This window comes from Collinsella aerofaciens (assembly GCF_005845035.1).
In the GTDB taxonomy this organism is placed as follows: domain Bacteria; phylum Actinomycetota; class Coriobacteriia; order Coriobacteriales; family Coriobacteriaceae; genus Collinsella; species Collinsella aerofaciens_I.
In genome coordinates this window covers 1-26,313 of sequence record NZ_SPFO01000027.1, presented here as the reverse complement: position 1 = coordinate 26,313, position 26,313 = coordinate 1, and the positions used below count along the sequence as shown (strand labels likewise).

At 57.9% G+C, this 26,313-nt stretch carries 20 protein-coding genes; 12 read left to right on the top strand and 8 right to left on the bottom strand.

All coding sequences use genetic code 11. The features are described from left to right. The first annotated feature begins 241 nt into the window (after positions 1 to 241). On the top strand, positions 242 to 343 hold the full coding sequence (locus FGQ67_RS10310; protein WP_230318632.1) for a TetR/AcrR family transcriptional regulator: 102 nt from the start codon (positions 242 to 244) through the stop codon (positions 341 to 343). A 190-nt stretch (positions 344 to 533) separates the two neighbouring features. Here the strand turns inward: FGQ67_RS10310 and FGQ67_RS09475 are convergent, their stop codons facing one another. Beyond that, a complete protein-coding gene (locus tag FGQ67_RS09475; RefSeq protein ID WP_249934447.1) occupies positions 534 to 785 on the bottom strand; it encodes a YjdF family protein in 252 nt (83 codons plus the stop codon). 370 nt (positions 786 to 1,155) lie between these two features. Between FGQ67_RS09475 and FGQ67_RS09465 the strand changes: the two genes are divergently transcribed. Continuing rightward, positions 1,156 to 1,686, top strand: a complete 531-nt coding sequence (locus tag FGQ67_RS09465) for a flavodoxin family protein (protein ID WP_138341649.1) — start codon at positions 1,156 to 1,158, stop codon at positions 1,684 to 1,686. A gap of 108 nt (positions 1,687 to 1,794) precedes the next feature. On the opposite strand, the gene FGQ67_RS09460 is transcribed toward FGQ67_RS09465, so the two are convergent. Then, entirely contained in the window at positions 1,795 to 1,932 is a 138-nt protein-coding gene (locus tag FGQ67_RS09460) for a hypothetical protein (protein WP_212746036.1), read from the bottom strand. Between the two features lie 136 nt (positions 1,933 to 2,068). On the opposite strand from FGQ67_RS09460, the gene FGQ67_RS09455 reads away from it, so the two are divergent. After that, positions 2,069 to 3,277 (top strand): ATP-binding protein, encoded by a 1,209-nt coding sequence (locus FGQ67_RS09455; RefSeq protein ID WP_138341646.1) that lies wholly within the window; start codon positions 2,069 to 2,071, stop codon positions 3,275 to 3,277. A gap of 179 nt (positions 3,278 to 3,456) precedes the next feature. On the opposite strand, the gene FGQ67_RS09450 is transcribed toward FGQ67_RS09455, so the two are convergent. After that, positions 3,457 to 5,697 carry a DNA gyrase subunit A gene (locus tag FGQ67_RS09450; protein WP_117840397.1) on the bottom strand — a complete coding sequence of 747 codons (2,241 nt, stop codon included), beginning with the start codon at positions 5,695 to 5,697 and terminating at the stop codon, positions 3,457 to 3,459. A 45-nt stretch (positions 5,698 to 5,742) separates the two neighbouring features. Further along, positions 5,743 to 7,740: a DNA gyrase/topoisomerase IV subunit B gene (locus FGQ67_RS09445; protein WP_055309971.1), complete on the bottom strand. Its 1,998-nt coding sequence runs from the start codon at positions 7,738 to 7,740 to the stop codon at positions 5,743 to 5,745. A 599-nt stretch (positions 7,741 to 8,339) separates the two neighbouring features. Between FGQ67_RS09445 and FGQ67_RS09440 the strand changes: the two genes are divergently transcribed. Continuing rightward, positions 8,340 to 9,356, top strand: coding sequence for a DUF4352 domain-containing protein (locus FGQ67_RS09440; RefSeq protein WP_138341644.1), 1,017 nt, complete (start codon positions 8,340 to 8,342; stop codon positions 9,354 to 9,356). 109 nt (positions 9,357 to 9,465) lie between these two features. Here FGQ67_RS09440 and FGQ67_RS09435 read toward each other — a convergent pair whose 3' ends face one another. Next, positions 9,466 to 13,833 (bottom strand): hypothetical protein, encoded by a 4,368-nt coding sequence (locus FGQ67_RS09435; protein ID WP_138341642.1) that lies wholly within the window; start codon positions 13,831 to 13,833, stop codon positions 9,466 to 9,468. Between the two features lie 156 nt (positions 13,834 to 13,989). Further along, entirely contained in the window at positions 13,990 to 14,994 is a 1,005-nt protein-coding gene (locus FGQ67_RS10190; protein ID WP_212746035.1) for a helix-turn-helix domain-containing protein, read from the bottom strand. 340 nt (positions 14,995 to 15,334) lie between these two features. On the opposite strand from FGQ67_RS10190, the gene FGQ67_RS09425 reads away from it, so the two are divergent. Genes FGQ67_RS09425 through FGQ67_RS09415 form a run of 3 tightly spaced genes read left to right on the top strand, consistent with a single transcriptional unit; the run spans position 15,335 to position 16,535 of the window. Continuing rightward, positions 15,335 to 15,655, top strand: a complete 321-nt coding sequence (locus FGQ67_RS09425) for a PadR family transcriptional regulator (RefSeq protein ID WP_006234594.1) — start codon at positions 15,335 to 15,337, stop codon at positions 15,653 to 15,655. Then, complete coding sequence (locus FGQ67_RS09420; protein WP_138341659.1) at positions 15,642 to 16,265, top strand: DUF1700 domain-containing protein; 624 nt, start codon at positions 15,642 to 15,644, stop codon at positions 16,263 to 16,265. The genes FGQ67_RS09425 and FGQ67_RS09420 overlap by 14 nt, the downstream gene beginning before the upstream one ends. Positions 16,266 to 16,280: 15 nt before the next feature. After that, the gene (locus FGQ67_RS09415) at positions 16,281 to 16,535 is read left to right on the top strand and encodes a hypothetical protein (RefSeq protein ID WP_138341657.1); all 255 of its coding nucleotides are present in this window, start codon (positions 16,281 to 16,283) and stop codon (positions 16,533 to 16,535) included. 753 nt (positions 16,536 to 17,288) lie between these two features. Here FGQ67_RS09415 and FGQ67_RS09410 read toward each other — a convergent pair. Together FGQ67_RS09410 and FGQ67_RS09405 are read right to left on the bottom strand one after the other, a co-directional pair. Beyond that, positions 17,289 to 18,428 (bottom strand): HAMP domain-containing sensor histidine kinase, encoded by a 1,140-nt coding sequence (locus FGQ67_RS09410; protein ID WP_138341640.1) that lies wholly within the window; start codon positions 18,426 to 18,428, stop codon positions 17,289 to 17,291. After that, a complete protein-coding gene (locus tag FGQ67_RS09405) occupies positions 18,425 to 19,117 on the bottom strand; it encodes a response regulator transcription factor (protein WP_138341638.1) in 693 nt (230 codons plus the stop codon). Before FGQ67_RS09405 ends, FGQ67_RS09410 begins: the two co-directional genes overlap by 4 nt. Positions 19,118 to 19,246: 129 nt before the next feature. Between FGQ67_RS09405 and FGQ67_RS10420 the strand changes: the two genes are divergently transcribed. From FGQ67_RS10420 to FGQ67_RS09380, 5 genes are all read left to right on the top strand, one after another. Further along, positions 19,247 to 19,336 (top strand): CD1871A family CXXC motif-containing protein, encoded by a 90-nt coding sequence (locus tag FGQ67_RS10420; RefSeq protein WP_022094046.1) that lies wholly within the window; start codon positions 19,247 to 19,249, stop codon positions 19,334 to 19,336. A 205-nt stretch (positions 19,337 to 19,541) separates the two neighbouring features. Next, complete coding sequence (locus tag FGQ67_RS09395) at positions 19,542 to 20,231, top strand: 4Fe-4S binding protein (protein ID WP_249934446.1); 690 nt, start codon at positions 19,542 to 19,544, stop codon at positions 20,229 to 20,231. A 29-nt stretch (positions 20,232 to 20,260) separates the two neighbouring features. Further along, positions 20,261 to 21,232 carry a TlpA family protein disulfide reductase gene (locus tag FGQ67_RS09390; protein ID WP_138341634.1) on the top strand — a complete coding sequence of 324 codons (972 nt, stop codon included), beginning with the start codon at positions 20,261 to 20,263 and terminating at the stop codon, positions 21,230 to 21,232. Positions 21,233 to 21,485: 253 nt separating this feature from the next. Continuing rightward, positions 21,486 to 24,740: an ABC transporter ATP-binding protein/permease gene (locus tag FGQ67_RS09385; protein WP_138341632.1), complete on the top strand. Its 3,255-nt coding sequence runs from the start codon at positions 21,486 to 21,488 to the stop codon at positions 24,738 to 24,740. A 175-nt stretch (positions 24,741 to 24,915) separates the two neighbouring features. Beyond that, positions 24,916 to 26,196, top strand: coding sequence for an MFS transporter (locus tag FGQ67_RS09380; protein WP_117840391.1), 1,281 nt, complete (start codon positions 24,916 to 24,918; stop codon positions 26,194 to 26,196). Positions 26,197 to 26,313 lie beyond the last annotated feature (117 nt).

Below are 26,313 nucleotides of genomic sequence, written 5' to 3'. Positions count from 1 at the left end.
GGCCGAAGCGCTTGGTGAGCCCGCGCGTCTCGAGCATGTAACCCATGGGTTCGTCCTTTCTCTTCCGGGCGCGCGGGTCGAGTCGCCGTGCCCGCGCGCCTTGCCTTTCGGGTTCACCATCTATGGTGGGGCGTGTTTCTAACGAAGCTGTAACGGCCGTTGGGCTCTTTTGGCGCCAGCCCTTCTCGACCCGTACGCCACTCATGGTATGTTTATCGCGATAACAAGGACGAAGGTGCCCGTGGCACGCAATAAGTGCCCGGAGGAGACGGTCGAGAAGATTCTCGACGTTGCCGAGCGGCTCCTCGTGGAGCGCGGCTACGAGCACACCACGATGATCTGAAGAGCAATACGCTAAATCGAAAAAGGCAAACCCTGGAGACGTGATTTTCGCCATAACGAGCGAGAATATCGAAGATGTCTGCATACCTTTGGCGTGGGAAGGTGGCAGGCGTAGTTTCAATCGAAGCTGCGCCTGCTGCTATATATGGGTCGATGGCGGTATCAATGACCGCGATGCTTCTGTTTGCGCTTCAGTTTTTGCTGCTCGAAGCGCGCCGCTTGGGGTTCTTCGCGGGCTCGCTCGCCTCGGACGGATCGTCACCGAAGAACGCGAGCTTCGCCCATTTGCTTGTAACGAATCGCAGGATCTCCTCATCGGACGGTTCTGCGCCGAAGACGATGCGGGCGACGCCGTACCTTCCGTCCTCGACATGCTCCGCCAGCCCGACCCAGAATTGGCCGTCGTGATATACGGTCAGGGTGGACGACACGCTGATCTGCATGGCTGGTTCCTCCTTTATGTAGATGACCATGCAGAGAAGGGACAACCAAGGAGGCAGGTTACTGATGCGGACTCCCGCACGCCCACGACTACCCGACGGGGACTGTGTTTTCATCTCTGGTGCCCGCATCGTAGCACGCGCGGACGCGCCCTTCACCGCTGCCGACATGGCGGGATCGGGATTCGCCTCTCGATGCATCCTTGAACATATTGCCTTCCCGGTTTCGAAACTTTAGAAATATTCGAGTTTCGAAACCGGGAATGTGAACACGAACGAAAGGCGTGATCTGCGGGCGATTGAATAACTCCATCCGTTTTGGTTACAACGAAATGTGTGCCGCGCGTCTGCGGCATGAAGGAGGGAGATTTCTATGAATATCGTTGTGTTGAGCGGCAGTCCACGCAAGGGCGCTAATACCGACACCATGGTCGAGGCGTTTGCCGAGACCGCGCGCGAGGGCGGCCATGCGGTCGAGGTCATCCGCGTTGCCAGCAAGAAGATCGCTGGTTGCCTGGGATGCCAGTACTGCTTTGCCCATAAGGGCGCCTGCGTGCAGAAGGACGACATGGCCGGCGTGATCGAGTTGCTGAAAGGCGCCGACATGGTTGTCTTCGCTTCGCCTATCTACTGGTTCGACATCACCGCGCAGGAGAAAACCGCCATCGACCGCCTGTACGCCTTCGGTGCCACGGGATTCCCGTTCACCAAGACGGCCCTTTTGCTTGATAGTCACAGCGAGGGCGTCTATGACGCGGCGATCGCTATGTACAAGTCCACATGCGCGTACTGCAAGTGGGAGGACCAGGGCATTGTCACCATCAGCGGTATGACCGAGCGCGACAGCATGGCCTCCTCGCCTAAGCTGGAAGAGGTGCGAGAGCTCGCTCGCAAGCTCGCCTAAGGACAAGAAGATCGCATGGCAATCGGCACGAGCGGAAATGCTTGCTGCCCTTACCAAGAGGATTGCTGATTGCCATGCAACGATGCTCCAGCGGACAATTCCGGCGTGCTAAAACGCTTCCTGGCTCAAGAACTCCCTGAAAGCGGGGATGTCGAAGCCGACGAGGCCGCGTCTGCGCTCCCCGATAACGCCGTCCTCGAGGAGGCGGCGTTTGTACTGGCTTGCGTAGTTGCTGGCGACGCCCATGCGATTGGCTATTTTCGAGACCCTGCTGGGGCCGGAATCGAACAGAAGACTGAGGGTGAAAATCGGGAGTTCTATTCCCGATTTTGACCGATTTAGGTTTGTGCGAGATAATGAACTCCGAACAGGAGGCGATTCTATGTACATCGAGCGCGAAATTGAACAGACGATAGATTCGATGCTGGGGCAGGGAAAAGTTGTCCTGGTGACCGGGGCGCGCCAAGTTGGGAAGACGACGGTTCTCAAGCAACATCTGGGCGACCGATTCGACTATGTTTCGATGGAGAACCCGCGGGATTATCTTCTTGCAAAAGAGGATGCCGCCCTGTTTTTCGAGTCTCATGATCTGCCGATCATCATCGATGAGATTCAGCGCGTGCCTGAGCTTTTTTCTCCGGTGAAGTGGGTTGTTGATCAATCAGAGGAGAAGGGTCGAATCGTCCTCACGGGATCCCAGACATATCACCTCATGAAAGGGGTGAGCGAATCTTTAGCGGGGAGGATCAGAATCTTGGAGATGCCCTCTCTAAGTTTGCGAGAGCTCGTTGGCGGTTCCCAGAGTCCTCGTCCGTATATCCCCAAAAGGATTTCCTTAGCATCTAAGATGTCTTCGGGAAATATTTGGAACATCATCCATAGGGGTTCGATGCCCGAACTGCAAGACCAGAATATCGATTGGGACTCCTATTATTCCGACTACGTTGCCGCATATCTCGAACGCGATGTTCGCGATCTTGTAAACGTGAAGGATGAGGCGAAGTTCTACAGCTTTATGGTCGCGTGCGCAGCGAGAACGGGGCAACTGTTGAATGCCACCGATATTGGAAACACCGTTGATGTCGACCGTAAGACGGTAAAGGCTTGGCTCTCGGTTTTGCAGGCGTCGAACATCGTTCGGATTGTCGAGCCCTTTTGGCCTAATGTCGATAAGCGTCTGACCAAGACCCCAAAGATATTCTTCATGGACACGGGCCTTGTTTGTCATCTTACGAGATGGATAACGCCGGAGCAATTGCGCAACGGGGCCGCGGCGGGGCATATATTTGAGACGTTCGTTGTCTCGGAAATTTTGAAGAGCTTTATGAATGCGGGGAAGAGCCTTCGTGATGTATGGTTCTACCGGGATCAAAAGAAGCGCGAAATCGATTTGCTCATCCAAGAGGGTCGTATCTTACATCCCGTCGAGGTAAAGATGTCTGCTACGGTGGGTAGAGACGCGGTGAAGAACTTTACCTGTCTTGAAGGCCTTTCTGGCTATGAGATTGGCTTTGGACACGTTGTCTGCCAAGCTCCGGAACCATACCTCATTACCAAGGATGTCCAGGCGGTCCCGGTGTGGTGCATATGATTTATGTAGCAATGGCGCGGTCTTGATTGATGGTTACCAAAGGATTGCTGATCGCCATACGTAGTTGCTGACATTGTCGTCTTTGCCTTGCATGTCTAATGGCGGGGCCCGGAACTCAGTTTTTACTGCGCTCCGGGCCCCGTAGGTTTGTGGCTTGGACCAGCTCTACTGCTGTCGTCCTAATCAAACAAACTCGGCATGTCGTTTTCTTTCATGAGGGCACCAGCTGAGGGGAGGCTCTGCGCGGTGAACTTCTCGGCCGAGACGCCGGCGCCAAGGATCTCTTCGGTTGTGCCGACGGTGGTGACCGAGCGGCCCTTCTTGGCGGTAAAGGCCTGGACGCCCTGCGTGTTGGTAGTCGTCTTGGTCTTGAGCAACGACGTGTTGAAGTTCATCAAACGATAGTCGCTCGAGACCAGTGCGATGTCGCGGTCTTCCTTGAGCACCTGGGCATACAGCAGCTTGCTGCCGCCGTAGATGGCGTTCTTGAGGCGCTTGCGGTTGGTCTTGGTGACGTATCCAGAAAGTGCGACACGCACCACTCGGCCGTTCTCAAAGACAAACAGCACGTCGGCCTTATAGTCCTCGGGGTCGATGACCCAGATGACGCTCTCGTCGGGTTCCATCTCAAGATCGGTCGGCAGGTACGAGCCCAGCTGGGCCGACTTGGTGTCCTCAAACGCCGCAACCTTGCATTTGTACACCTGGCTCTTGTTGGTAAAGACCAGCAGCTCGTGGGTGTTGGAGGACGGGAACTCGATAAAGGGTTTGTCGCCGTCCTTGTACTTGAGCGTGGTCGCCTTCTTGAGCACGCGGTCCGTCATCTTCTTAAGGTAGCCATCGCGCGAGAGCATGATGGTCACCGGGTACTCCTCGACCTCGGGCTCCAAGCTTACCTCGATAACCTCATGGGGCTCGATCCTGCCCGTGCGACGCGGCATCACATATTTCTTGTTGACCGCGGCCAGCTCGTCGCTGATGACCTTCTTGATGTTCTCCTCGCTGGAGAGGATCTCCTCAAGCTCGGCAATCTCACCCTCGAGCTTAGCGATGTCCTTGGTGCGGTTGAGGATGTACTCCTCGTTGATGTTGCGGAGCTTGAGCTCGGCAACAAACTCGGCCTGGGTCTCGTCGATGTCGAAACCCTTCATAAGGTTGGGCACGACCTCGGCCTCGAGCTTGGTGCCACGGATGATGGCGATGGCCTTGTCGATGTCGAGCAAGATTGCCTCGAGGCCGTGCAGCAGGTGCAGGCGCTCGGACTTTTTGCCCAGGTCAAAGTTAATGCGGCGACGCGTGGACTCAATACGCCATTTGACCCACTCGTGCAGAATCTGGCGCACGCCCATAACACGGGGATAGCCGTCGACGAGCACGTTGAAGTTGCACGAGAACGAATCCTGCAGTGTGGTCGAGCGATAGAGCTTGGCCATGAGCTTGTCGGGGTCGACGCCGCGCTTAAGGTCGATGGCGATGCGCAAGCCCGAGAGGTCGGTCTCGTCGCGGATATCAGCGATCTCCTTGACCTTGCCCTCTTTGGAGAGCTTGACGATGCGTTCGATGATGACATCGGTCTTGGTGGTGTAGGGGATCTCATAGACCTCGATGATGCGCTCTTCGGGGATCCAACGCCAGCGGGAGCGAATCTGGAAGCTGCCAAGGCCGGTCTCGATGATCTTCTCCATCTCCTCGCGGCGGTAGATAATCTCGCCGCCGGTCGAGAAGTCGGGCATGGGCATGTACTCGAGCAGGTCGCAGTCGGGATCCTGCAGGTAATGCATGGTGGCGGTGCAGACCTCGTTGAGGTTGAAACCGCAGATGTCGGACGCCATGGCGACGCCGATGCCTTTGTTGGCCGAAACCAGAATATTGGGGAACGTGGTGGGCAGCAGGCGCGGCTCCTTCATGGCGCCGTCGTAGCTGTCAACGAAGTCGACCGGGTCCTTGTCGATGTCCTTAAAGATCTCGGCGCTGATGGGGGAGAGCTTGGCCTCGGTATAACGCGAGGCGGCGTAGCTCAGGTCGCCCGAATAGTACTTGCCAAAGTTGCCCTTCGACTCCACGAAGGGGGCGAGCAGTGCCTCGTTGCCGGTGGCCAGACGCACCATCGTCTCGTAGATCGCGGCGTCGCCGTGCGGATTGAGCTTCATGGTCTGGCCCACGATGTTGGCGCTCTTCTGGCGCTCGCCCTTGAGCAGGCCCATCTTGTACATGGTGTAGAGCAGCTTGCGGTGCGAGGGCTTAAAGCCGTCGATCTCGGGGAACGCACGCGAGACGTTGACGCTCATGGCGTAGGGCATGTAGTTGACCTCGAGTGTCTGCGTGATCGGCTGGTCGGTGACTTCGGAGTGCAGGCCGATGACGTTCTCGGCGTTGACCTGCTTTTTCTTCGGCTGGTTCTTCGTCTTCTTCTTTGCCACGATATCCTCTTGAACTTCTTAAGGGCCGTCGTTATCGATTTGCTGCTACTGCAGGTCCAACTGGTCCAGGTATTCCTTGCCGTGCTCCGAGATATGGCGCTTGCGGCCCGCCTCGTCGTTGCCCAGCAACAGGTTGAACATGGTTTCCATCTTGGTGACGTCCTCGGGCTCCACCTTGATCAGACGACGCGTCTCGGGGTTCATGGTGGTGAGCCACATCATGTCCGGATCGTTCTCACCAAGACCCTTGGAGCGGTTGATGGAGCACTTCTGGTCGCCGATCTCCTTAAGGATGCCGTTCTTCTCGAGCTCGGTGTAGGCAAAGTAGGTCTTCTCTTTGCAGTTGATCTCGTAGAGCGGCGACTCGGCGATATACACGTAGCCCTCGTCGATAAGCGTGGGCACCAGACGGTAGAGCATGGTGAGCACGAGCGTGCGGATGTGGTACCCGTCGACGTCGGCGTCCGTACAGATGATGACCTTGTTCCAGTTGAGGTTGTCCAGGTCAAAGGCGCCAAGGTTCTTGATGCGCTTGTCTTTGATCTCCACGCCGCAGCCCAGCACGCGCATGAGGTCCATGATGATGTCGGACTTAAAGATGCGCGGGTAGTCCTCCTTCAGGCAGTTGAGGATCTTGCCGCGGACGGGCATAACACCCTGGAACTCGGCATCGCGCGACGTGCGAATGGCGCCTGCTGCCGAGTCACCCTCTACGATGTAGATCTCGCGGCGGCTCTTGTCCTTGGAGCGGCAATCGATGAACTTTTGCACACGGTTGGCCATGTCGGTCTTCTGCTGCAGGTTGGTCTTGATGCTCTGGCGCGTCTTCTCGGCGTTCTCGCGCGAGCGCTTGTTGATGAGCACCTGCTCCATGATCTTGTTGGCGGCATCTTTGTTCTCGATCAAGTAGGTCGAGAGGCGCTCCTTAAAGAATGCCGTCATGGCCTGCTGGATAAAGCGGTTATTGATGGCCTTCTTGGTCTGGTTTTCGTAGGACGTCTGGGTGGAGAAGCAGTTGGTCACCAGTACCAGGCAGTCCTGGACATCTTGCCACTTAATGCCGCTCTCGTTTTTGTTGTACTTGCCCTGTTGCTTGATGTAGGCATCGATGGCGCTGGTCAGAGCGCTACGGGCTGCCTTCTCGGGTGAGCCGCCGTTCTCGAGCCACGATGAGTTGTGGTAGTACTCCTGCATCATGAAAGTGCGCGAGAAGCACATGCACGCGGTGATCTTTACGTTGTAGTCGGGCAGGTCCTCGCGATCGCGACCGCGACGGTCGGCCTCGATAAAGAAGGGCTCGGTGAGGTAGTCGGTACCGACCTTCTCGAGCACGTAGTCCTCGATGCCCTTGGGATAGCAGAAGTCCTCTTCGGAAAACTCGCCATCGTCGCCTTCGATGCGCAGGCGGAAGGTCACGTTGGCGTTGACCACGGCCTGACGGCGCATGGTCTCGCGATACCAGTCGTGGGGAATGCTGATGGAGGTAAAGACCTCAAGATCGGGGCGCCACTTGATGGTGGTGCCGGTGCGGTTCTCGTCGCTGGGCTCGATCTCGAGTGCCTTCTTCTTGGCGCCGACGACCTTGCCTTTCTTAAAGTGTAGGGAGTACTTGTTGCCGTCGCGCCAAACCGTGACATCCATGTACTCGGAAGCGTACTGAGTCGCGCAGGAGCCCAGGCCGTTGGTGCCGAGCGAGAAGTCGTAGTCGCCGCCCTGGTTGTTGTTGTATTTGCCGCCGGCGTAAAGCTCGCAGAAGACGAGCTCCCAGTTAAAGCGCTTCTCGGAGGGGTTCCAGTCGAGCGGGCAGCCGCGGCCGTTGTCCTCTACCTGAATGGAGCCATCGCGAAAGGCGGTAAGGGTGATGAGCTTGCCGTAGCCCTGGCGCGCCTCGTCAACGGCGTTGGACAGGATCTCGAAGGCGGCATGCGCGCAACCGTCGAGTCCGTCTGAGCCAAAGATGACGGCGGGACGCAGACGTACGCGCTCCTCGTCCTTGAGCTGGCGGATACTGTCGTTACCATAGTTTGCGGTGTTTTTTGCCATACTCGCTCTCTCGGTGCTCCTTTGCTGCGTTTAAGTCATATAGATAGTCAAGGTAGCATAGCCCAGTCCATAGGCGATTCCAACCAACACGAAATCCATCGAACAATCGTTCGGATTAACAGGGATAGTGTTTAGTGGTAGCGCGGCATTGTTAAACAAATTTGGATACAGATGAATTTTATTTAATAGGGATCTAGTTTTACTAAACAAAATCGAACGATGCTGATCGCACGAGCGGGCACATCGATCGACTATCAATCACGTTTACTCGGACAAAACCGAGTCGGTTCTGACCGAGTAAGTTTGAAAGCGGTCGAATGCGTCCTGCTACGTTTGCGGTTGGATGCGTTTGTCAAAAACGTGCCATGCGGATTGTTGGATTGAATCGAACATTGGGACAGGCGTCTCATTTTATGGGCCGAGGGCGTGCGTATACAAGTCTTTTTGGTCCATAGGGGATGCTGGGCGGTTGCTAGTTGGGCCACGGGTCACTTCGCCGGCGCCGCTTCTTGCCATACGCTCATAGTGGAAGCCGATGCCACGGAGTCGACTTGCGATTCGGGCAACGGATGAGCGGCAAGCCGAAAGGAGCGGTGAGGATGATGAAGCCCGTGACAAGGAAGCTGCTGTTAGGAATTCCCGCTGTGATGCTTTCGGCCGTGCTGGCGTGTACGCTTGCCGGCTGCGGCGGTAATGCGCCGAGTGGCTCGGGCGGGAACGGCTCTGTGCAGGAGAAGTCCAAGAAGGCCAAGACCTATGATTCGCAGACGGTCGAGGTGGCAGGCATTACCTATGAGTCGGTGGCTCACGGTACGTTCTATCGCGGCGACGCCAAGCTGCAGGACGGCTTTTACCTACACGTCAAGATCACCAACAACAATGCAAAGAACAGGACGTTTGACTCCTTTAACGTGCATGCTGCCCAGGGCGATCTTGAGGCAGGCGACCCGTTGTTTACTTCTGGCAAGGCGGCCGTGCTCGACTACGTTGCAAGCGAGGCTCCCGATGAGCTTCACGAGGGCATCGATCTTTCCAAGAGGCCAGATATCGGCCCGGGCGAGACCGTCGAGTACGTATATTTCTGGGCGCCCAAGACAGCGTACTACGGGCCCATCACTGTCGAGTTCGTAGACGCTTACGCCCCCGCCAAGAATCATGAGGCCATGCACTTTGACACCACGGGATGCGAGACCAAGGAGTTTAAGGCGGCCGGCGGCGTGGCCGATTCTGGAGACGCGGCCAATATGACCGGCATCGATTGCGCGTCGTACATTATCGAGGCCGCCGATGGGTACACGCTGGATTCGTCCAACGAAGAGCACGAAAAGGCAGACTTCTTCCACGACGAGACTGGAGGACGCCTGCACATCAGCATCTTCCCGCGCTCGCCGGAGGAAGAGGTTGCAAGCCTGGAGCAGGTCTACGAAGGAAAAGAGACGACAACCGACCAGGTCGAATACAACGGCATAACGTGGCTGCGCTTTACCGGTCCCGACAACGGCCATACGCTGTTTGCGACGGCTCCCGCAACGGGTGAAACCGTCCGCGTGTCGATTGGCTGGAAGATCGACTGGGATGCCGCCGTGCCTATGATGGAGGCACTGAAGCTCAAATAACGCCGCGATTCTCACGTCAGGCGACTCAGGGCTGGCTCCGAGTTATCGGGGCCAGCCCTTTTGGTGCTCGATGAGCCGAGTCGGCGTCTCTCACAAAAGTAGCTAGGAGCTAGCGAGGCTTATCCGAATTGACCTCATTGGCGGTGTCGGTTTCGAGCGCCGTGCGGCGGGCGCTGTAGGCGACGAGGCCGGCGCCTGCCGCGGCGAGTGCTGCAGCGGCTGCCGTAAGGGGAGCGTTGACATCGCCCGTGCCCGCAAGCGCGCCCGCTTTTCCGGGGCGCTTGCTATTGCCGTGATCCTTGCCGCTGCCAGAGCCACTGCCGCCACCGGAGCTGCTTCCGCCGGAGCCACCTCCGCTCGCGCCGCCATCGCCGTCGACCGTCATCGGGGCGTCGTGAAGTCCCGTCGTATCCGCGCTGTCGCATACGCCGACCTGAACTTCTGAGCGTTCGCATGCCGCGTCGGGCACATGAAGCTCGTGCAGTACGGCATCCAGCGCGGAGTTTGCGCCCGGTCGAATCTCTTCGAGCGTTACGGGGTCGAGTGCCACCAGGTCACGCGCCTTCGCATACAGCGTGACGCGTTTGCCCACCTCGTCGCCCCAACTTTTCGGGATGGCAAAGCTCATGCGGAACTGTGCCGTGCAACCCGGTGCCAACACGGCGTTGCCATTGTCGGCAACCAACGGGTGCGCGGCAAAGCGCTGGCCCAGTGCTTCGAGTGCATACTTCACGTGAGCCATGTCGTTTTCCGATGCGTCCTCGGCAAGCTCTGGGTCGTAGATTGAAGCCATGCGTGCGTTCGCTCCGAACCCAATGGATGCGCTGGAGAACGGCTGGTTAGAGCCCTCTCGGTACAGATCAATCGTACCGGTGGTCAGCAAGGTGTTGCCGTCGTTTCGCACCGTTACCGTAAACGACTCGCTTGCCGCCCCGGGTACCACGGCACCCAGGTTTGCTATCGCGCCCAGCGGCGTGGCGCATGCCACCAGGGGCACCTCGATACCGTGCAGTTCTGCCTTGCTCTGCTCGGCGCTCACGATGTGCGTGGCAAGCGCTGAGAGCATGCCGTCCGAGGTCAAAAACGTCGTTATCTGATCGATGGGGTGCTCCAACTCGCAGAGCACGAATGGCTCCGTGAACAGGTCGTCGATCAGGGTACTGGCGAAGATGCGGAAATGCTTGCCCATTACCGCCACCGGTTTGCCTTCTTCGTCGTAGGTTTGCCCCACTTTGCCGTCGGTGTTCTCGACGTATAGCACGCACCTGCCGTTGTTGCTCATGCTAAACGACGCCGGGCCGCAGCCAGCTGCGCCCATGGGTGTCGTTGCAAATGCCGATGCGCCTCGCGTCCACGTAACATGCTGCAGTCGCTCGTCGACGGTTGCCAAAAAGCCCGTATGCTGCGGCCACGGTACCACGCGCGGCACCGAGGCGTCCGGCGACATGACGCCCCAGCCCGCAATAGACTGACCGATGACGGCGTATGATGCGCAACCGCAGCCCTCTGCGGTTTCGTATGCAACGGGTACCACCATTTTGCCGTTGACGTTCTCGGGTGCGCCCAACTCGATGCTCGACGGTGCTTGCGGAAAGCGGAGAACCTGACGGAACGTGAGGCTGTCGCCCGACACATCCGACCACAGGGTAAAGCACTCGAGCGCGACCTCTGCCTCGCTGCCCAGCGCCTTCTCTGCGGTGGCTCCGCGACGGTGGAGATAGGCACCCGACAGACGTCCGTCGACAAGCGTCTTGCCCACCGTGATGCGCGGACACTGCAGGCAATGGTAGCCGTCCTCCTGCAGGCGGCCGCGCGAGATGCTGCGCCACGACGTGTGCGATACCACGCGAACCTCGCTATTGCTTATGCGTAGGCGCAAAACGGACAGTATACCGGCCGTGCTTGCCGTATCGAACCGGGTTGCGTCGCCTTCGGGGCGCTCTCCCGAGACCAGCAATACGTAGGCGTCTTGGCTTCCTCTCCCGTCCGTATATTCCACCACGTCGAAGTCGTAATCGAACGTGCCGCCACGCTCCACGTCGCCCTCGCCAAAGCCCAGGGGGAAGTCGACCGGCATGGGCGCGGACCACGCGCCGTTTGCCTTTGTGTGCACTACCAGGCGCGAGCGGCCATCCTCGCCGTAGCGCACCGAAGCGATGCGGAACAGGCATTCCACGCCGGCTATCTCCGCAAACTTCATGTGGGCTTCGCTGAGCACGCCGGTGAAGAGTACGCTGTCGCTCGAGGGCTTTATGCCGCCCCGCTCGTCCTCCGACACGCCGGCAGAATTGGCGTTCGGGTCCGCAACGGCATTCGTCACCTGCCTGATGTAGGTGTACTCATACATCAGCGCGGCGTTTTCGACATTCTCCATTAGAGCGTGGACGAAATGCTCAACCTGTCCCGTGTCATCGCTCTCTGCATCTGCGTCGAGCTCAATATGCGTGACCGTTTGCTCCCAATCGCGCACGACCGGCGCGACGTTTACGGGGGTGGCTGCAACCTCGGCGCATGCGAGCAGCTCGGCATTGGTGACGATGGTGGCCGACGCGATAAATTGCGCTACGCCGCCCGACTCGGCATTGCCGGCTGCACCAAAGCAGGCATTCAGCGTATAGGGCGTGTCTCCGCCCAGTGCCAGCTCAGAGCGCTGGAGTACATACTGGTCGCCGTTGTTCACCGACATATTCCACGAATCGGCGAGTGTGGGCCACGATCCCGACCAGGCCTTGGTGGTCCACTTGAACATGATGAACTGGAGTATCACGTCGACATCGACGTCTGCACCCACGCGCAGCCGCGGAAGCTGGTGGCCGTCCGCCTTCTCGTACCCAATGAACAGCGTGAGGGATGCGGTACCGCGCACGGCGGACGAAGCGACGCCTGCAACGCCGGCTCCAAAGGTGACGGCAAGCCCGATTTGGATGGTGAATGATCCCGACGTATTGGAATAGTCGAGCGAAATGTTTTTGAAGAACGCCGCACCGCTGCCGTGCGTGTGGGCGCCCACCGCGAGCGCCAGCTTCGCCAGCACCCAAGGGTTGACGTTTAGGAAAAACGGCACCGGGCCCAAGGTAAACTGCTCGTTCCAGTTGAGGTCGGTTTTTACTTGGAAGAGAGCCTTAATATTGCCGAACGCCGGATCGTTGTTGTTGCCCCAAGTTTTGCCTACCCAGTCGTAGGCAAGCGATCCGTACACCTGTGTGGCGATATCCATCGTGAACAGCAGCGTGCAGTGGTGGCGAAGGAGCTTAGTGTTTCTTGGGTCGGTGCCCGAGCCGGCGCTCATGCTCTTGTATTGGTTCCACTTTCCCTCCATCTCGTCGAGGTAGCGGTTTGCCTGCTTGGCGCCCGATTCGCGCGGCGACTTCTTCCAGTACTCCGGATCAGGGTTGCCCGAATCGTTCATGTAGCTGGCCGGTTTGTATCCCCCGCCAAACAACACGTACCCGGCAAACGAGAAATCAAAGAGGATCGGAAACGTGGGCATCCAGCAGGTGAACTTGTTGCCGCCGATACCGGGAAACGCCGCGGGGAAATCAAACGGAGTGATCTCTTGATCCATGGTGGTGGGGACGATGATCGTCGAGCCCGATTCTGCCTTTGAGGCCGGTGCGGTGGCAACGGCCATGGGGGAGGAGAGCGTGTAGGCTTTGCCCTGGTAGTCGAGCACAAAGCGCAGTTTGCATCCTTCTTCCAGAAGGCCCGACGCAGTATCGAGGAACTTGTCTTCGAGCGTGAACGTCGCCAGATTATCCGCACCCGTTGCGCTGGCCTTGACCTGACCAATCTGCGTGACGGTTTCGGGTGAGCTGCCCACGGCGGGCATTACCTTATTGATGTGCAGCGTTGCCTGTCCGCCCTGCGGCAGGTGGGCCTGTACGGCAAAGGTATGCGTATCGGGCTGCGTATTCGCTGCATCGTCTTTGGGCATCGCCATGAACGTAGCATCGGCGTACTGGATGTCCCATTCGTCGAACGTGAGCTGTCGAAAGTACGGCTCGCCGTCGGAAAGCGGACGCGTGGGCGCGGTTATGGCGGTGCCGCCCTGAATACGCGCAAGGGGAATCTCGACATCACGGTAGCCCGCCATGCTAATGGAGATGCCGCCGTTAAAGTCGTACGCGTCGAGAAGCGTTGCCTCGTCCACGTAGCCTTCCGAAAGAGGGGCGACCTCAAAGATAGCCGTACCCTCGTCGTCGGTAGTGGCGGAAAGCTGTTTGCCCGCGGCATAACGCGATGTGAGCGTGACCTGGGCTCCCTTGATGGGCGTATTCTTGTTGGCGACGTCGACCACGACCACACCGAACATGGTGCGCGAGAGAACGAGCACCTTGAAGGGGTCTTCTTCGTCGGCATAGGCCTCGGTGGGGGCGAATGGCAGTATGAAGGCGTTTGCGCTGCCCGGCACGCGAGGCAGCATGATGGCTGCCAGCGAGGATGCTCCGGCGATAAGTAACGAACGGCGATCAAGCATTTTTGGGCTCCCATCCTGCAAATATCGGAGGAAATAATCCAATTTTGCGAGAAGGCGCCCCGTGGCGGTAGTGCCGTTCAAGGGTCAAAATGTCCAAATTGATCGAGCGAAACGCCGGGTTCCGGAACGCGTTCGATGCGCTTGGCAGTCCGGTCGCTAACGTAACATATGCGCGACCAGCTCAGCGCGTGTGCCGATGCCAAGCTTTGCGTATACGCCGGATAGGCGGTTTTTGACGGTGCCCGGCGATACTCCCATATGGCGTGCGATTTCGGCGTTGGTCCACCCACGACAGGCGAGCATGGCCATGGTGAACTCCGTGGTCGTTAAATCGTCGGCCACGTCCTCGCCCGAATCGGGGTTGTGGATGCGCCGCCAGCCGTAGCTGAATCGATACGTAATCTCGATGATGCGTGCGAAATCGTCAGGGTATTGCGATTTTAGGCATGCCTCGATGAGCCCCTGCAAAAGGCCGTGGTGCTCGCCAATGAGCTCGATAAGGCCGTCGGGGCGCGCAATGTTCCAAGCGGCTCCGAAGTGCGTTTTTGCGGCGTCGATGTCCTTGAGGCTCATGCATGCCATGGAAGCTGCCAGGTGCAGGAACAGTTCCGAGATCGGATAGCTTCCCTGTTTCATGATCAGGGCGTTTTCCGCCATGCCCAGACTGCGGCCATATTCGCCGCGCAGGTACAGGGCATGCGCCATCACGTAGCTGGCGAACAGGCGCAGGCCCTCGGGCAGATGCGCCGCAAGCGGATAAAACTCTTCGGCGGAATACGGGGAAGGCAAGTGCAGCAGGACGCTCGCGGCCGAGGCGAACAGGATATGTGTGGCGTGGACGGCGGGCGACTCCTCGTCAGTTGGCGTATCGAGGATGCCCGCAAGGCAACGGCGGGCATCGGCGATACGGTTGAGCGACAGACTGGCGTATCCGCAGATAAAGCAGGCGGAATAGCGCAGTGCGGGGTCGGTGGCGTCAAGGTAGGGGCGTGCTGTCCCGGCGGCGAGCGTGGCCTGTCCGCGAAAGTACAGCGCTTCTGCCGTGGCGATGGCGCGCGAATCGGGGTCGGAAATGCCTGCAACCGCAGCGTCAATCTGCCCCGGCACAAAGGCGGTGCACATCAACGGCATGGGAACGCATGGGTAGCCATCGCAGTCCATCTTCCATCTCCCAACAGCTGGCAACAATAGCAGCAATTGTACCCCTGTTGCTCGGGACTGGAATTTGTGGGTATCGCCTACGATTATGCCGAACGTATAAAGGAAGACTAGCGGCTCTCTTGAACCCGAGGTCGAAGAGGGCGTTGTGCAAGGCATATGGGGCCGAGCGGAAGTGGATCAAAAGAGCGTTACTTGACGTTTCATGCATAATGCCAACCGTCCCGCGACATCACGTTCGCAGCGCGCAGGGGCCGGAGAACCTTCGCGATGAGAGTTGACGTCTAATACCTTGCATCGTATAGTGTGTATAGCACAGTATATGACGAGAGGAGGTGTGCGGATGGAGGCACAGATGAAGCGCGGCTTCCTGGAGGCCTGCGTGCTCGCGGCCGTCTCCGGCGAGGAGTCCTACGGCTACCAGATCGTGAAGGACGTACCGGCGAGCATGGGGCTCACGGAGTCGACGCTCTACCCGCTGCTCAAGCGCCTGGAGAAGGCCGGGTGCATCACGGCGCGCTCCGCCGAGCACAACGGGCGGCTGCGCCGGTACTACCGCATCACGGACGACGGGCGAGCGCGCATCGAGGAGTTCCTGGCCGAGTGGCCGTCCGTACGGGAGATTTACGCATACGTTGAGGGGGCGCACCATGACGCGCGATGAGTTTCTGGGCCGGTTGGGCGAGCTGCTCGCCTGCCTGCCGGCCGAGCAGGTGGAGGAGACCAAGGCGTTCTATGCGGAGGCCATCGCCGACCGCATGGAGGACGGTATGAGCGAGGAGGAGGCCGTGGCCGCCATGGGCACGCCCGGCGAGGTGGCGGAGGCCACGCTCGATGACCTGCCCGCCGTGCCGCGCGCGATCGCGAGGACGCGCCGGCGCAGCACCGCGCTGCTGTGGGTGCTGACCATCGTGGGCTCCCCGGTGTGGGTGCCGCTGCTCGCCGCCTTCGCCGCCGTGGCTGTCACGGTCTATATCTGCATCTGGGTGCTGGCGCTCTGCGTGTGGATTGTCGCGGCGGCACTCGGGGGCGTGGGCGTAGTTGGGCTCCTGCTTGCCGTAAGCGGCGTCACCATCGGCCACTTCCCGTACGCCCTCGCCTCGGCGGGCGTGGGGCTCGGCCTCGTCGGCGTGGCACTCTTCGTTGGTGCTGGCGCTTGGGCCGCCTCAAAACAAATTGCGCGCCTCTCGGCGCTCTGGGCGAGGAAGGCCGCCTCGCCCTTCTGGAAGGGTAAGGGCGAGAAGGGCGGCGCTGCCGCGTATCTCGCGGCGTAGAAAGGAGTGAGTACCATGACCAGCGCGAAGAAGATCTACCTCGCCGTGGCGGGCGGGCTCGTTGCCGCGGGCGTTGTCCTCGCGGGCATTGGCTTTATCGCTTCGGGTTTCGACCCGGCCGTGTTCACAACCCAAATCGACACGCGCGACAGCACCATCGTACTCGGCGGCGTCGAGGTGGACGAATACGAGAGTATCCCGTTCATCAGCCAGCTCGCCAATCTGGGCGAGATCGACACCTCCGACGTCGCGGATCCCGCCGCGTCCTAGGCGCAGCGAGCCCGGGCGCTCTGCCCGCCAAGCTGCGTAAGCCGGCGAAACCCGAACCTCAACCTCTGCGCAACTGGCCCCAAGCCTGCGCCGATTCGCTCTCGGCGCCGCGCGGGGGGCGTGACGCATGCCCAAAAAAGTACGAGGAGAAAGGAACGCGCCGCCCGCAGCCACGCCCTTCCGCCTTCACGGGGCCACACAGGACCGGAAGCGACTGGGCCGTGCGGTGGGGCTGTGCTTGGATTGGCTACACTGATATGGACAGACCCGTGAGGGGCGCGAGAGACGGGACTCCGGGGAGATCTTCGAGGAGGAGTACCTCGACTGGAAGCGCGGGTTCAGTGGAGCATGAACCTAATCTCTGTCTCTCTTGCTTTTTTGATTTGTTGAGAAGCCGGCATTTGGGGGCATTTTGGATAGCGAACAGTTCAAACAAGAAGCTGAGAAAATAGAACAAAGCCTGAGTGCCTTGAGAGTCGCCGAGCGCAATGCAGTGATTCCCTTTATGAACGGCGACTTTACCCAATGGGATCTATATCTGGCATCCTCCTCTGAGTATGCGATGAGACTGATAGACGGATTCATCTCCATGCTCGAGTCGAGGAGTCTTGTTTGCGTCGCCCAGCTTCTCTGCGCATCCTGAATCCCCGCCAGGACTTCGTCCTCGGCATAGATGCGAACTGCCTCCCATTTCTCATGTCCAGGTTTTGGGACGCGTTTCACAATGCCGAGTGGGACCCCTGGACAGTCGGATCACGTGGTGGCCCCCTTTGAGAGGGCCACGAGCATCACGGTTCCGTTCTCGGAACTTGCTTCGACCTCTACCGTGCCACCGTGAAGCGCCGCAATCTCCCAGACAAGCGCTAGTCCGAGTCCTGCGCCGCCGTATGCCCTGCTGCGGGATTTGTCTAGACGAAAGAACGGCTGGAAGATGCTCTCACGGTACTGCTTGGGTATTCCCGGACCCTGGTCCTCGACTCGCAGGAACACGTGGCTGTCGTTGTCGCAGATGGAGACGTCGACATTCGAGCCGGGGCGGCTGTAACGGATGGCGTTTTCGACCAGATTAAACACCAACCGATAGAGGAGCGTATCACTTCCGATTGCCAAAGCGTCTCCGGCGCAATCGAGGGTTACGTCCTTATTTTCGGCAAGTGGCGCAAGGTCGGTGAGGACCTCTTCGGACAGGGGACCGAGTTCCACATCGTCATCGCAAGGAACGCTGCGGAGCTCACTCATCTCGAGCAATACCTTGGTCATCCGCGACATGCGCTCGGTTTGTTCTTGTAGCAGGCCGAGCAGCTCGGCTGTTTCGGGTTGCAGACCGGAGTGTTCGGAGATGAATAGTTCAACCTGTGCTTGCATAAGGGCGAGCGGGGTGCGCAGCTCGTGTGCGGCGTTGCCGGTAAACTGACGCTGCGCAGAGAACCCTTCGCCAAGACGGGCGATCATGTCGTTGAATGAGGCGCTGCATCGTTGTAGCTCGGTGGGCACATCTTCACTGAGTCTGATTTCGCTTAGGTTGTCAGGCTGCACACGCTCAACCTGGGCGGCAAAAGCCCGTAGCGGTTTGAGTGCACGGCCGCTCGCAAAGTATGCTAGCGCGCCGCCAAGGAGTGTGACTCCAGCCGTGATGTACCAGGCTGTCGTGCCAAAAGACTCCTGTGCGTCGTTTACGACGATCGTGACCTTGTCATCGAGGGTCGCTTTCGTTGGGTCGAACGCCTGGGGCGAATCTTCGCCGGTTGCGTTAAAGGCCGAGATGTTACTGCCGATGGCATCCATGTAGCGCATGCCCGTATAACCGACCAGGCAGTTCGTCAGCACACATGCCGCACACGTGAGCAGTGCCGTCATAATCGTTATGCGCCATTGCAGCGAAAGCCCTTTCATTCTCCACCCTCCATAACGTAGCCCTCTCCAATCCGATTGCGAATCGGGTCGTATCCCAAAGCAATGCGTAGCTTTTTGCGGAGTGACGAGATATGAACGCGGGTTGCGTTGCTAAAGCTGTTCACGCTGCTATCCCAAACGTGCTCTATAAGCTCCTCTTGACTTACCGGACGCCCCTGATTGAACATCAGGTATTCCAAGATTCCCGTTTCCTTGCGCGTAAGAGATAAAGCCTCGCTGTCCACGGAAGCGATGCGCGCCTTGGTGTCAAAGCGGAGCTTTCCGCAGGTTAAAACTATGTCGCTTTGTGTAAAGCGTCTGAGGGTAAGGCTGCGAATCCTTGCTGCAAGCTCGTCCAGATGAAACGGCTTGGTGAGGTAATCGTTGGCGCCGGCATCGAGTCCGGCGACTTTATCGGATACTCCGCCACGTGCGGACAGAATCAGTACCTTGGTCTCGCAGTCGGTTTTCCTAAGTTCCCTGAGCACAGTCATGCCGTCGATACGGGGGAGATTGAGGTCGAGTACCACGAGGTCGAAGGCCTCAACGTCCAGTAGGTCGAGCGCCTCCTGTCCGTCGTGACAGCAGTCGACGCTGTACGCCAAGTTTCGCAGGCTGCGCGCGATTGCATCGCACAGTGCTCGCTCGTCTTCGACGATCAAAATACGCATAACAGTCTCCTTGCACATTCCAAATCGCGCTTAACACGGATTTTATAGTCGATATGGTCCAATGGTCGCGTAACGAAAGGAGTGGTCGAGTTGTTCAAAGCGGTAAAACCCGTGGTACAGGTCGCTTTGTTGATCGTCGGAATCACCATGGTGTGCTTTGGTGTTATGCGTGGCGAGGCGGATGCCGTGCTGGCCAAAGCGATTAGGCTGTGCTTGGAGTGTATCGGAATTGGATAAAAGAGAAAACACTGCGTCGCATGTTTTGGCCCGATTTCGCGGATTCATTCAGGCGGCGGCGACGCTCGTCACCAACATTCACCTGCCAAACTTTGCCAAAGGCGGCATCTATCAGGGCGCGGGAAAAACAGTCTGCGTACCTGGACTTAATTGCTATTCGTGCCCCGCGGCATCGGGTGCGTGCCCCATCGGGTCGTTCCAGTCGGTGGTAGGTTCATCCAAGTTCAACTTTTCTTACTACGTCACCGGTACGCTCATTTTGCTCGGCGTGCTGCTGGGACGCTTTGTATGCGGGTTTTTGTGCCCGTTTGGCTGGCTGCAGGAGCTGCTTCATAAGATTCCCGGCAAAAAGTTCTCCACGAAAAAGCTCAAGCCGCTCACGTACATCAAGTACGTCGTGTTGCTGTTTGCCGTGGTGCTGCTGCCCGTCTTGGTGGTTAACGACGTGGGCATGGGCGACCCATTCTTTTGCAAGTACATCTGTCCGCAGGGTGTGCTCGAGGGCGCCATTCCGCTGGCCATCGCCAATGCCGGCATTCGATCTGCGTTGGGACATCTCTTTACTTGGAAACTTGCCGTTCTCATTGCCGTGGTAGTGCTGAGCGTTTTGTTCTACCGCCCCTTCTGCAAATGGATTTGCCCACTCGGCGCATTCTATGCGCTCATGAATAGGGTGTCCTTGTTGGGGATTCAGGTTGACGCGTGCAAATGTGTCTCGTGCGGCAAGTGCTCAAAGGTTTGTCAGATGGACGTTGATGTGGTCCGCGCGCCCAATCATGCCGAATGTATCCGGTGCGGAAAGTGCATCGGGGCCTGTCCCGTCGATGCCATCAGCTATCGCTATGGCCTGGATGTGTCGGCGGAAAAGCTTCCCTTGACCGCTGATAAAAAGTAAACAAGCTTCGACAAAACGGAGGAATGACTATGAAGCTTTCTAAGATTGCGGCCCTGTTTATGGTGCCGGTATTGGCCTTGTGCCTTGTGGCATGTTCGGCGCCCGGTGGCAATGCGAGCGAATCTGCGAGCTCCGATCCTAAGATCGCAGAACTCACTGCGCAGAAGCCGACCAATGCTGACGAGGCCGCCGAGCTGTATGCGAAGCTCATGCAGAAGGAGAACGAGATCTTTTCGAGTGATAACGCGCTGTGGGAAAAGGTATTCAATGCGGCAAATAAAGACTCGGCAATGATTGAGGACGGCAGCAATTACGGCGATTTTCTGCTCAAGACCATCGACGGCGCCAAGGATGAGTTCACGGCGGATGAGCTTAAGACGCTCAAGGCCGGTGCGCAGCAGATCAAGGAGATCGAGGACAAGCTCGAGAGCTTGGAGAAGGAGTTCCCCGGCTGTGGAAGCACGCCGAGCGCAGGCGAGAGCGTCGACGCTTCGGCCGCTGGCATGACGGCTGGTGCCAATGCTTCGAGCGAGACGACGAAGTTCCCCAGCTTTACGGGCAAGGACCTGGATGGCAACGACGTGAGCAGCGACGAGCTGTTCTCTAAGAACAAGGTCACCGTCATGAACTTCTGGTTCACCACTTGCAAGCCGTGCGTGGGTGAGTTGGGCGACCTTGAGGACCTGAATAAGGAGCTTGCCAAGAAGGGCGGCCAGGTCGTGGGCGTCAATTCCTTTACGCTCGATGGCAACAAGGGCGAGATTGCAGATGCCAAGGACGTGCTGAGCAAGAAGGGCGTGACATATAAGAACATCTGGTTCAAGTCGGATAGCGAGGCCGGTAAGTTTACGTCAAATTTGTTCTCGTTCCCGACAACGTATGTCATCGATCAGAATGGCAACATCGTAGGGGATCCAATCGTGGGAGCCATCAGCTCCGCCGAGCAGCGCGCAGCACTCGACAAGCTTATCGACCAGGCGATTGCGAATAGCGAGCAGTAGAAAACGCGTAAAGCATGGCGAGGATCGTGCGCCGCTGTGCGGAGTAGTCCGCTGCCTTTCAAGATAATCTCCACCATACAGAGGTCCCGCTCGGGACCTCTTCTTTTAGGCGTCATCCCGTTCGTTTTTTGGCGCGGTTCGTTACATTCCTCACTGGCGCCGGCAAAAAATGGGGATAGAGTAGGACAAACGCGTCGAATACGAACGGCGGAGGAGAGCGGGCAGGGTGCCTGCGCAGGAGAGGTTGCCGTCCATGCTGGAGCTCAAAGGTATTTGCAAAAGGTACGTTACGCAGTCGTTTACGCAGGTGGCGCTCGACAGCGTAAGCCTGTCTTTTCGCGATAACGAGTTCGTGGCCATTCTGGGTCCCTCGGGCTCGGGCAAAACCACGATGCTCAACGTTATCGGCGGACTCGACCACTTTGACTCGGGCGACCTGCTGATCGACGGTATTTCGACCAAGGACTTTCACGATCGCGATTGGGATGCCTACCGCAACAACCGCATCGGCTTTGTGTTCCAAAGCTATAACCTCATTCCGCATCAGACCATTTTGGAAAACGTGGAGCTGGCGCTCACGCTCACGGGCGTGGGGCATGCCGAGTGCCGTCAACGTGCGCGCGAGGCGTTGGAGAAAGTTGGCCTGGGCGAGCACGTTAACAAGCGCCCGAGCCAGCTTTCGGGCGGACAGATGCAGCGCGTGGCCATCGCCCGCGCCCTGATCAACGATCCCGAAATCGTGCTGGCAGACGAGCCGACCGGCGCCCTGGACTCAACGACATCCGTGCAGGTCATGGATTTGCTCAAAGACGTTGCGCGCGACCGTCTGGTCATCATGGTCACGCACAATCCCGAGCTGGCGTACCAGTACGCCACGCGTATCGTCAATCTGGCGGACGGCAAGATCACCGACGATTCCGACCCCTTTGATGTTGCCAAGGCCGCGCGTCGCGAGGCTAAGCCTACGCGCAAAACCTCGATGAGCTTTGTGACAGCGCTGGGGCTTTCTGCCCGAAACCTTATGACCAAAAAGGGCCGTACGGCCATGACGGCCTTTGCGGGCTCGATTGGCATTATCGGTATCGCGGCGATTCTGGCGCTCTCCAACGGCGTAAACGGCTACATCAAAAAGGTCGAGGAGGATACGCTCTCGAGCTACCCACTCACCATTTCCAAGCAGGACTACGACCTGTCGTCCATGATGGGCGGACAGGGAACTGCGGATGATGGCTCGTCTGAAAGCGTGGATTCGTCTGACGACAGTGTCGGCGGCAAGGCTCAGGGAACCGATAAGATTCCCGTGGTCACGGCCGTAAAGGATATGTTTGCGAGCGTTAAGTCCAACGACATGACGAGCTTTAAGGCATGGCTCGATGCCGGTGGCGACGGCATCGATAAAGAGGTCAACGCCATTCAGTACGGCTACGGTGTATCGCCGGTTGTCTATCGTGCGGGTAAGGGCGACAAGAAGCCCGTTCGGCTTGTTCCCAACGCCATGACCGAGGCCATGAGCGGAGGCGCGAGCTCGGCGGCAACGGTGAGCATGGAATCCATGGGAACCTCGGTCTTTAACGAGATGATTGACGACCAGAGCCTGCTCGACAGCCAGTACGATGTCGTCGCCGGTCATTGGCCCACGTCTGCCAACGAAGCCGTGATGGTGCTTTCGAGCCGCGGCACGGTGGGCGACTATACGCTCTATAGCATCGGTGCGCTGGATATCGATGAGCTCAACGATCTGGTAAACAGCGCTATGACGGCTGACGGTGGGGTCGAAACGCCCGAGACCGGCACCGACTTTACCTACGACGATGCGCTGTCTACCACGTTTAAGGTGCTGTCGCCGGCTGATGCGTATCGCAAAAACGAAGAGACCGGCATGTGGACTGACATGTCTGGCGACGCCGACTTTATGGCAGCCAAGGTTGCTGACGGTATCGACGTGCACATTGTGGGCGTGGTGCGACCCAACGAGACGGCCAACGCGAGCGCGTTGTCCCCGGGCATTGCCTATACGCATGCGCTGACTCGCCAGCTTATGGAGCGCGCTGCCGATTCGCAGATTGTGCAGGAACAACTCGCCCACCCCGAGACGGATGTCTTTACGGGCAAGTCTTTCGATGAACTGCAAGGCGAGGCCAAACAAGGCGTGGATCTGAGCAGCATGTTCAGTGTGGACGAGGCGGCGCTCAAGAGCGCGTTCTCGTTTGATGCGTCTGCACTCTCGGGTGCGGCCGGCGGTATGGACCTTTCTGGTATCGACTTATCCGGGTTGGACATTGACCTCTCGGACGTTGGCAAGGACATCGACTTCAGCGACATCATGGCACAAGCACCGGCTCCAGATTTCTCGGGCATCTTTGACGGTCTGGAGCTCACGCCCGAGCAAATGCAGCAGGTGGGAATACTTGCCAACCAACTGTTTGAGGACTTTTTGCAGTCTGATCAGTTTAAGGCGCTGTCGCCCGAAGATCTTAAAGACGCGTCAAAGCTCGCTGCCGCATTCTCGACGTATCTTGAGCATGATGCCGCGGCGCAGCAATGCCTGGCTCAATTGAAGGCGCTCGGCGGCGATGCCCTGGCCGAGCGCCTGCAACAGGCGATGACCGACTATGTGCAAAAGCAGCTGGCTCCGTATCTGCAGCAGGCTATGGATCAGGTGATGAAGGCAATCAGCGAGCAGATAGCGTCGACGGTATCGTCCCAGCTCAAGGCGGCCGCGGCGGGGCTCATGGACCAGATGGCGACGCAGATGTCTTCGAGTTTTGCCAACCTGGCGAGCGCCATGCACGTGGATGCGAGCGCCTTTGCTCGTGCCATCCATTTCAACATGGACGCCGAGGACCTGAGTTCGCTCATGATGAGCTATGCCAAGGCTTCGAAGCTCACCTACGACAACAATCTGACCACGTTGGGTTATGCGGACGAGGCGGACCCCATCTCGGTCAAGATTTTCCCGCGCGACTTTGAGGCCAAGGAGCGCGTACTCGATCACATCGATGCGTACAACAAGCAGGTCAAAGCCGCTGGCCACGATGATCGGGCAATTTCGTACACCGACTACATGGGCATCATCATGGGTTCGGTGACCGACATCGTGAACACCATCAGCTTGGTGCTCATCGCATTCGTAAGCATCAGCCTGGTGGTGAGCTCCATCATGATCGGCATCATCACGTACATCAGCGTGCTGGAGCGCAAAAAGGAGATTGGCATTCTGCGTGCGATTGGCGCGTCGAAGCGTAACGTGGCAAACGTGTTCAACGCCGAGACCTTTATCGAGGGCCTCATTGCCGGCGTCTTTGCTGTTGTCGTCGTGGTGGCCGTGAGCTTCCCGGTCAATGCTTGGGCGCTTGCGGCCAAACAGGTCCCCAACCTGATGAGCCTGCCCGTGCAGGATGCGCTGGTGCTCATCGCGATTTCGGTGCTGCTAACGGTCGTCGCCGGTTTGCTACCGGCCCGCAGTGCATCCAAAAAAGATCCCGTAGAGGCCCTGCGCTCCGAATAATGTGACAAAGGGACAGTCCCTTTGTCACATTGAGACCCTTGCGAAAACGGGGTCTAATTACCGTTCGGCAGGTTAAGAACTCCCTCTCCCCGCTTAATGCTTGACGAAGAGTCCTCTGGTTTATATACCTATCGGTAGGCATATAGGATGTATTGCCGATAGAAATGGAGCAACCATGACTCTCACCACACCAGCCAAAAAAGATTGTCTCCGTGAAAGCGGCGCATTTGCTTGGGTCGTCGTTATTGCGCTCGGCTTAATGTCCGCCGGAACAACTGGCACATATAGCATTATTGCCGGCTCATTCGTTGCTCCAGTATGTGAAGATCTGGGCTTTGACTACACTTCTTTTTCTTTCTATTTCACCGCGATTCTTCTTGGCCTTGCGCTTGGGCTTCCGCTTTTGAGTCGCTTCATTCCAAAAGTAATCGGCAAACCATGGCATATTTGCATTGAACTCGTCCTTATTGCCGCCGGCGCCGCAATGGCGTTCTACACCGAGGTCTGGATGTTCACCGTCTCCGCCGCAGTGATCGGCATCTGCTTTTCGTTTACAACGGGCGTCTGCATGTCCGATGTCATTGACCAATGGTTCAGCAAATCGTCCGGTCTCGCCATCGGCCTCGCTTGGGGCGTTAATTCTCTCTGCACGCTGTTATTGAGTCCTGTCATTACACTGGTCATCGAGCAGCAAGGCTGGCGTACGGGATACATCGTGCTTGCGGCCGTTTCTGCAGCTATGATTTTGCCTGCAAGCGCATTTATCATTCGCCTTAACCCCTCTGATCGCAATATGCTTCCGTACGGAGAGACCGCCTCCGAAACCCATGAGAGCTGCAGCGCCGATGAGCAGGAAGATGTCCTTTCGGGCATGGCACTCCGCGATGCCGCGAAAACGCCGTCTTTTATTCTCTGTGTCCTCTTGCTTTGCGTGGCGCAGCTCACCTGCTGCATGAACCAGCTGTTTCCAACCTATGCAAGCGAGGTCGGTTTCAATCCTATCGTAGGAAGCTTAATGGTCTCGGCAGCTTCACTCTCCGATATCTTCCTAAATCCCTTCGTGGGTAAAACATGCGACAAGCTTGGCGCTATTAAAGCAACGGTCGCATGGACAGGTGTCAGCATTCTTTCATTCCTGCTTCTTATCATTGGCGGAAGCAATGAGACCGTTTCCATCATTGCAGCTGGTGTAAACGATGTCATGTTCGCCATCGTTGGAACCGCAATGCCGATGCTTCTCCTCTCGCTCTTTGGATCACGCGATTTTGGAAGGATCTATTCGATCGTTTGCTCAGCGGGCTATGTCGTCGGTGCTTTTGGAATGCCGGTCATGATGAAGGTTTACGGCATGGCAGGGTCATTCCAGGGAGTATTTATCTTCTGCATTGCCTGCAACCTTATGATTGCTGCGTTTGCTATCGTTTCCGGCTTTCTCAATAAGGCTGCTGAAAAGTAATAAGCGCCGATTTGCATCGGCATTGTTAGCGTCGGATTATTTTAGCCAAATATAGTCGGCCGAGATTGACCAATCCCGGCCGACCCATTTTAGCCAACACGCCCGCATCTATGACTT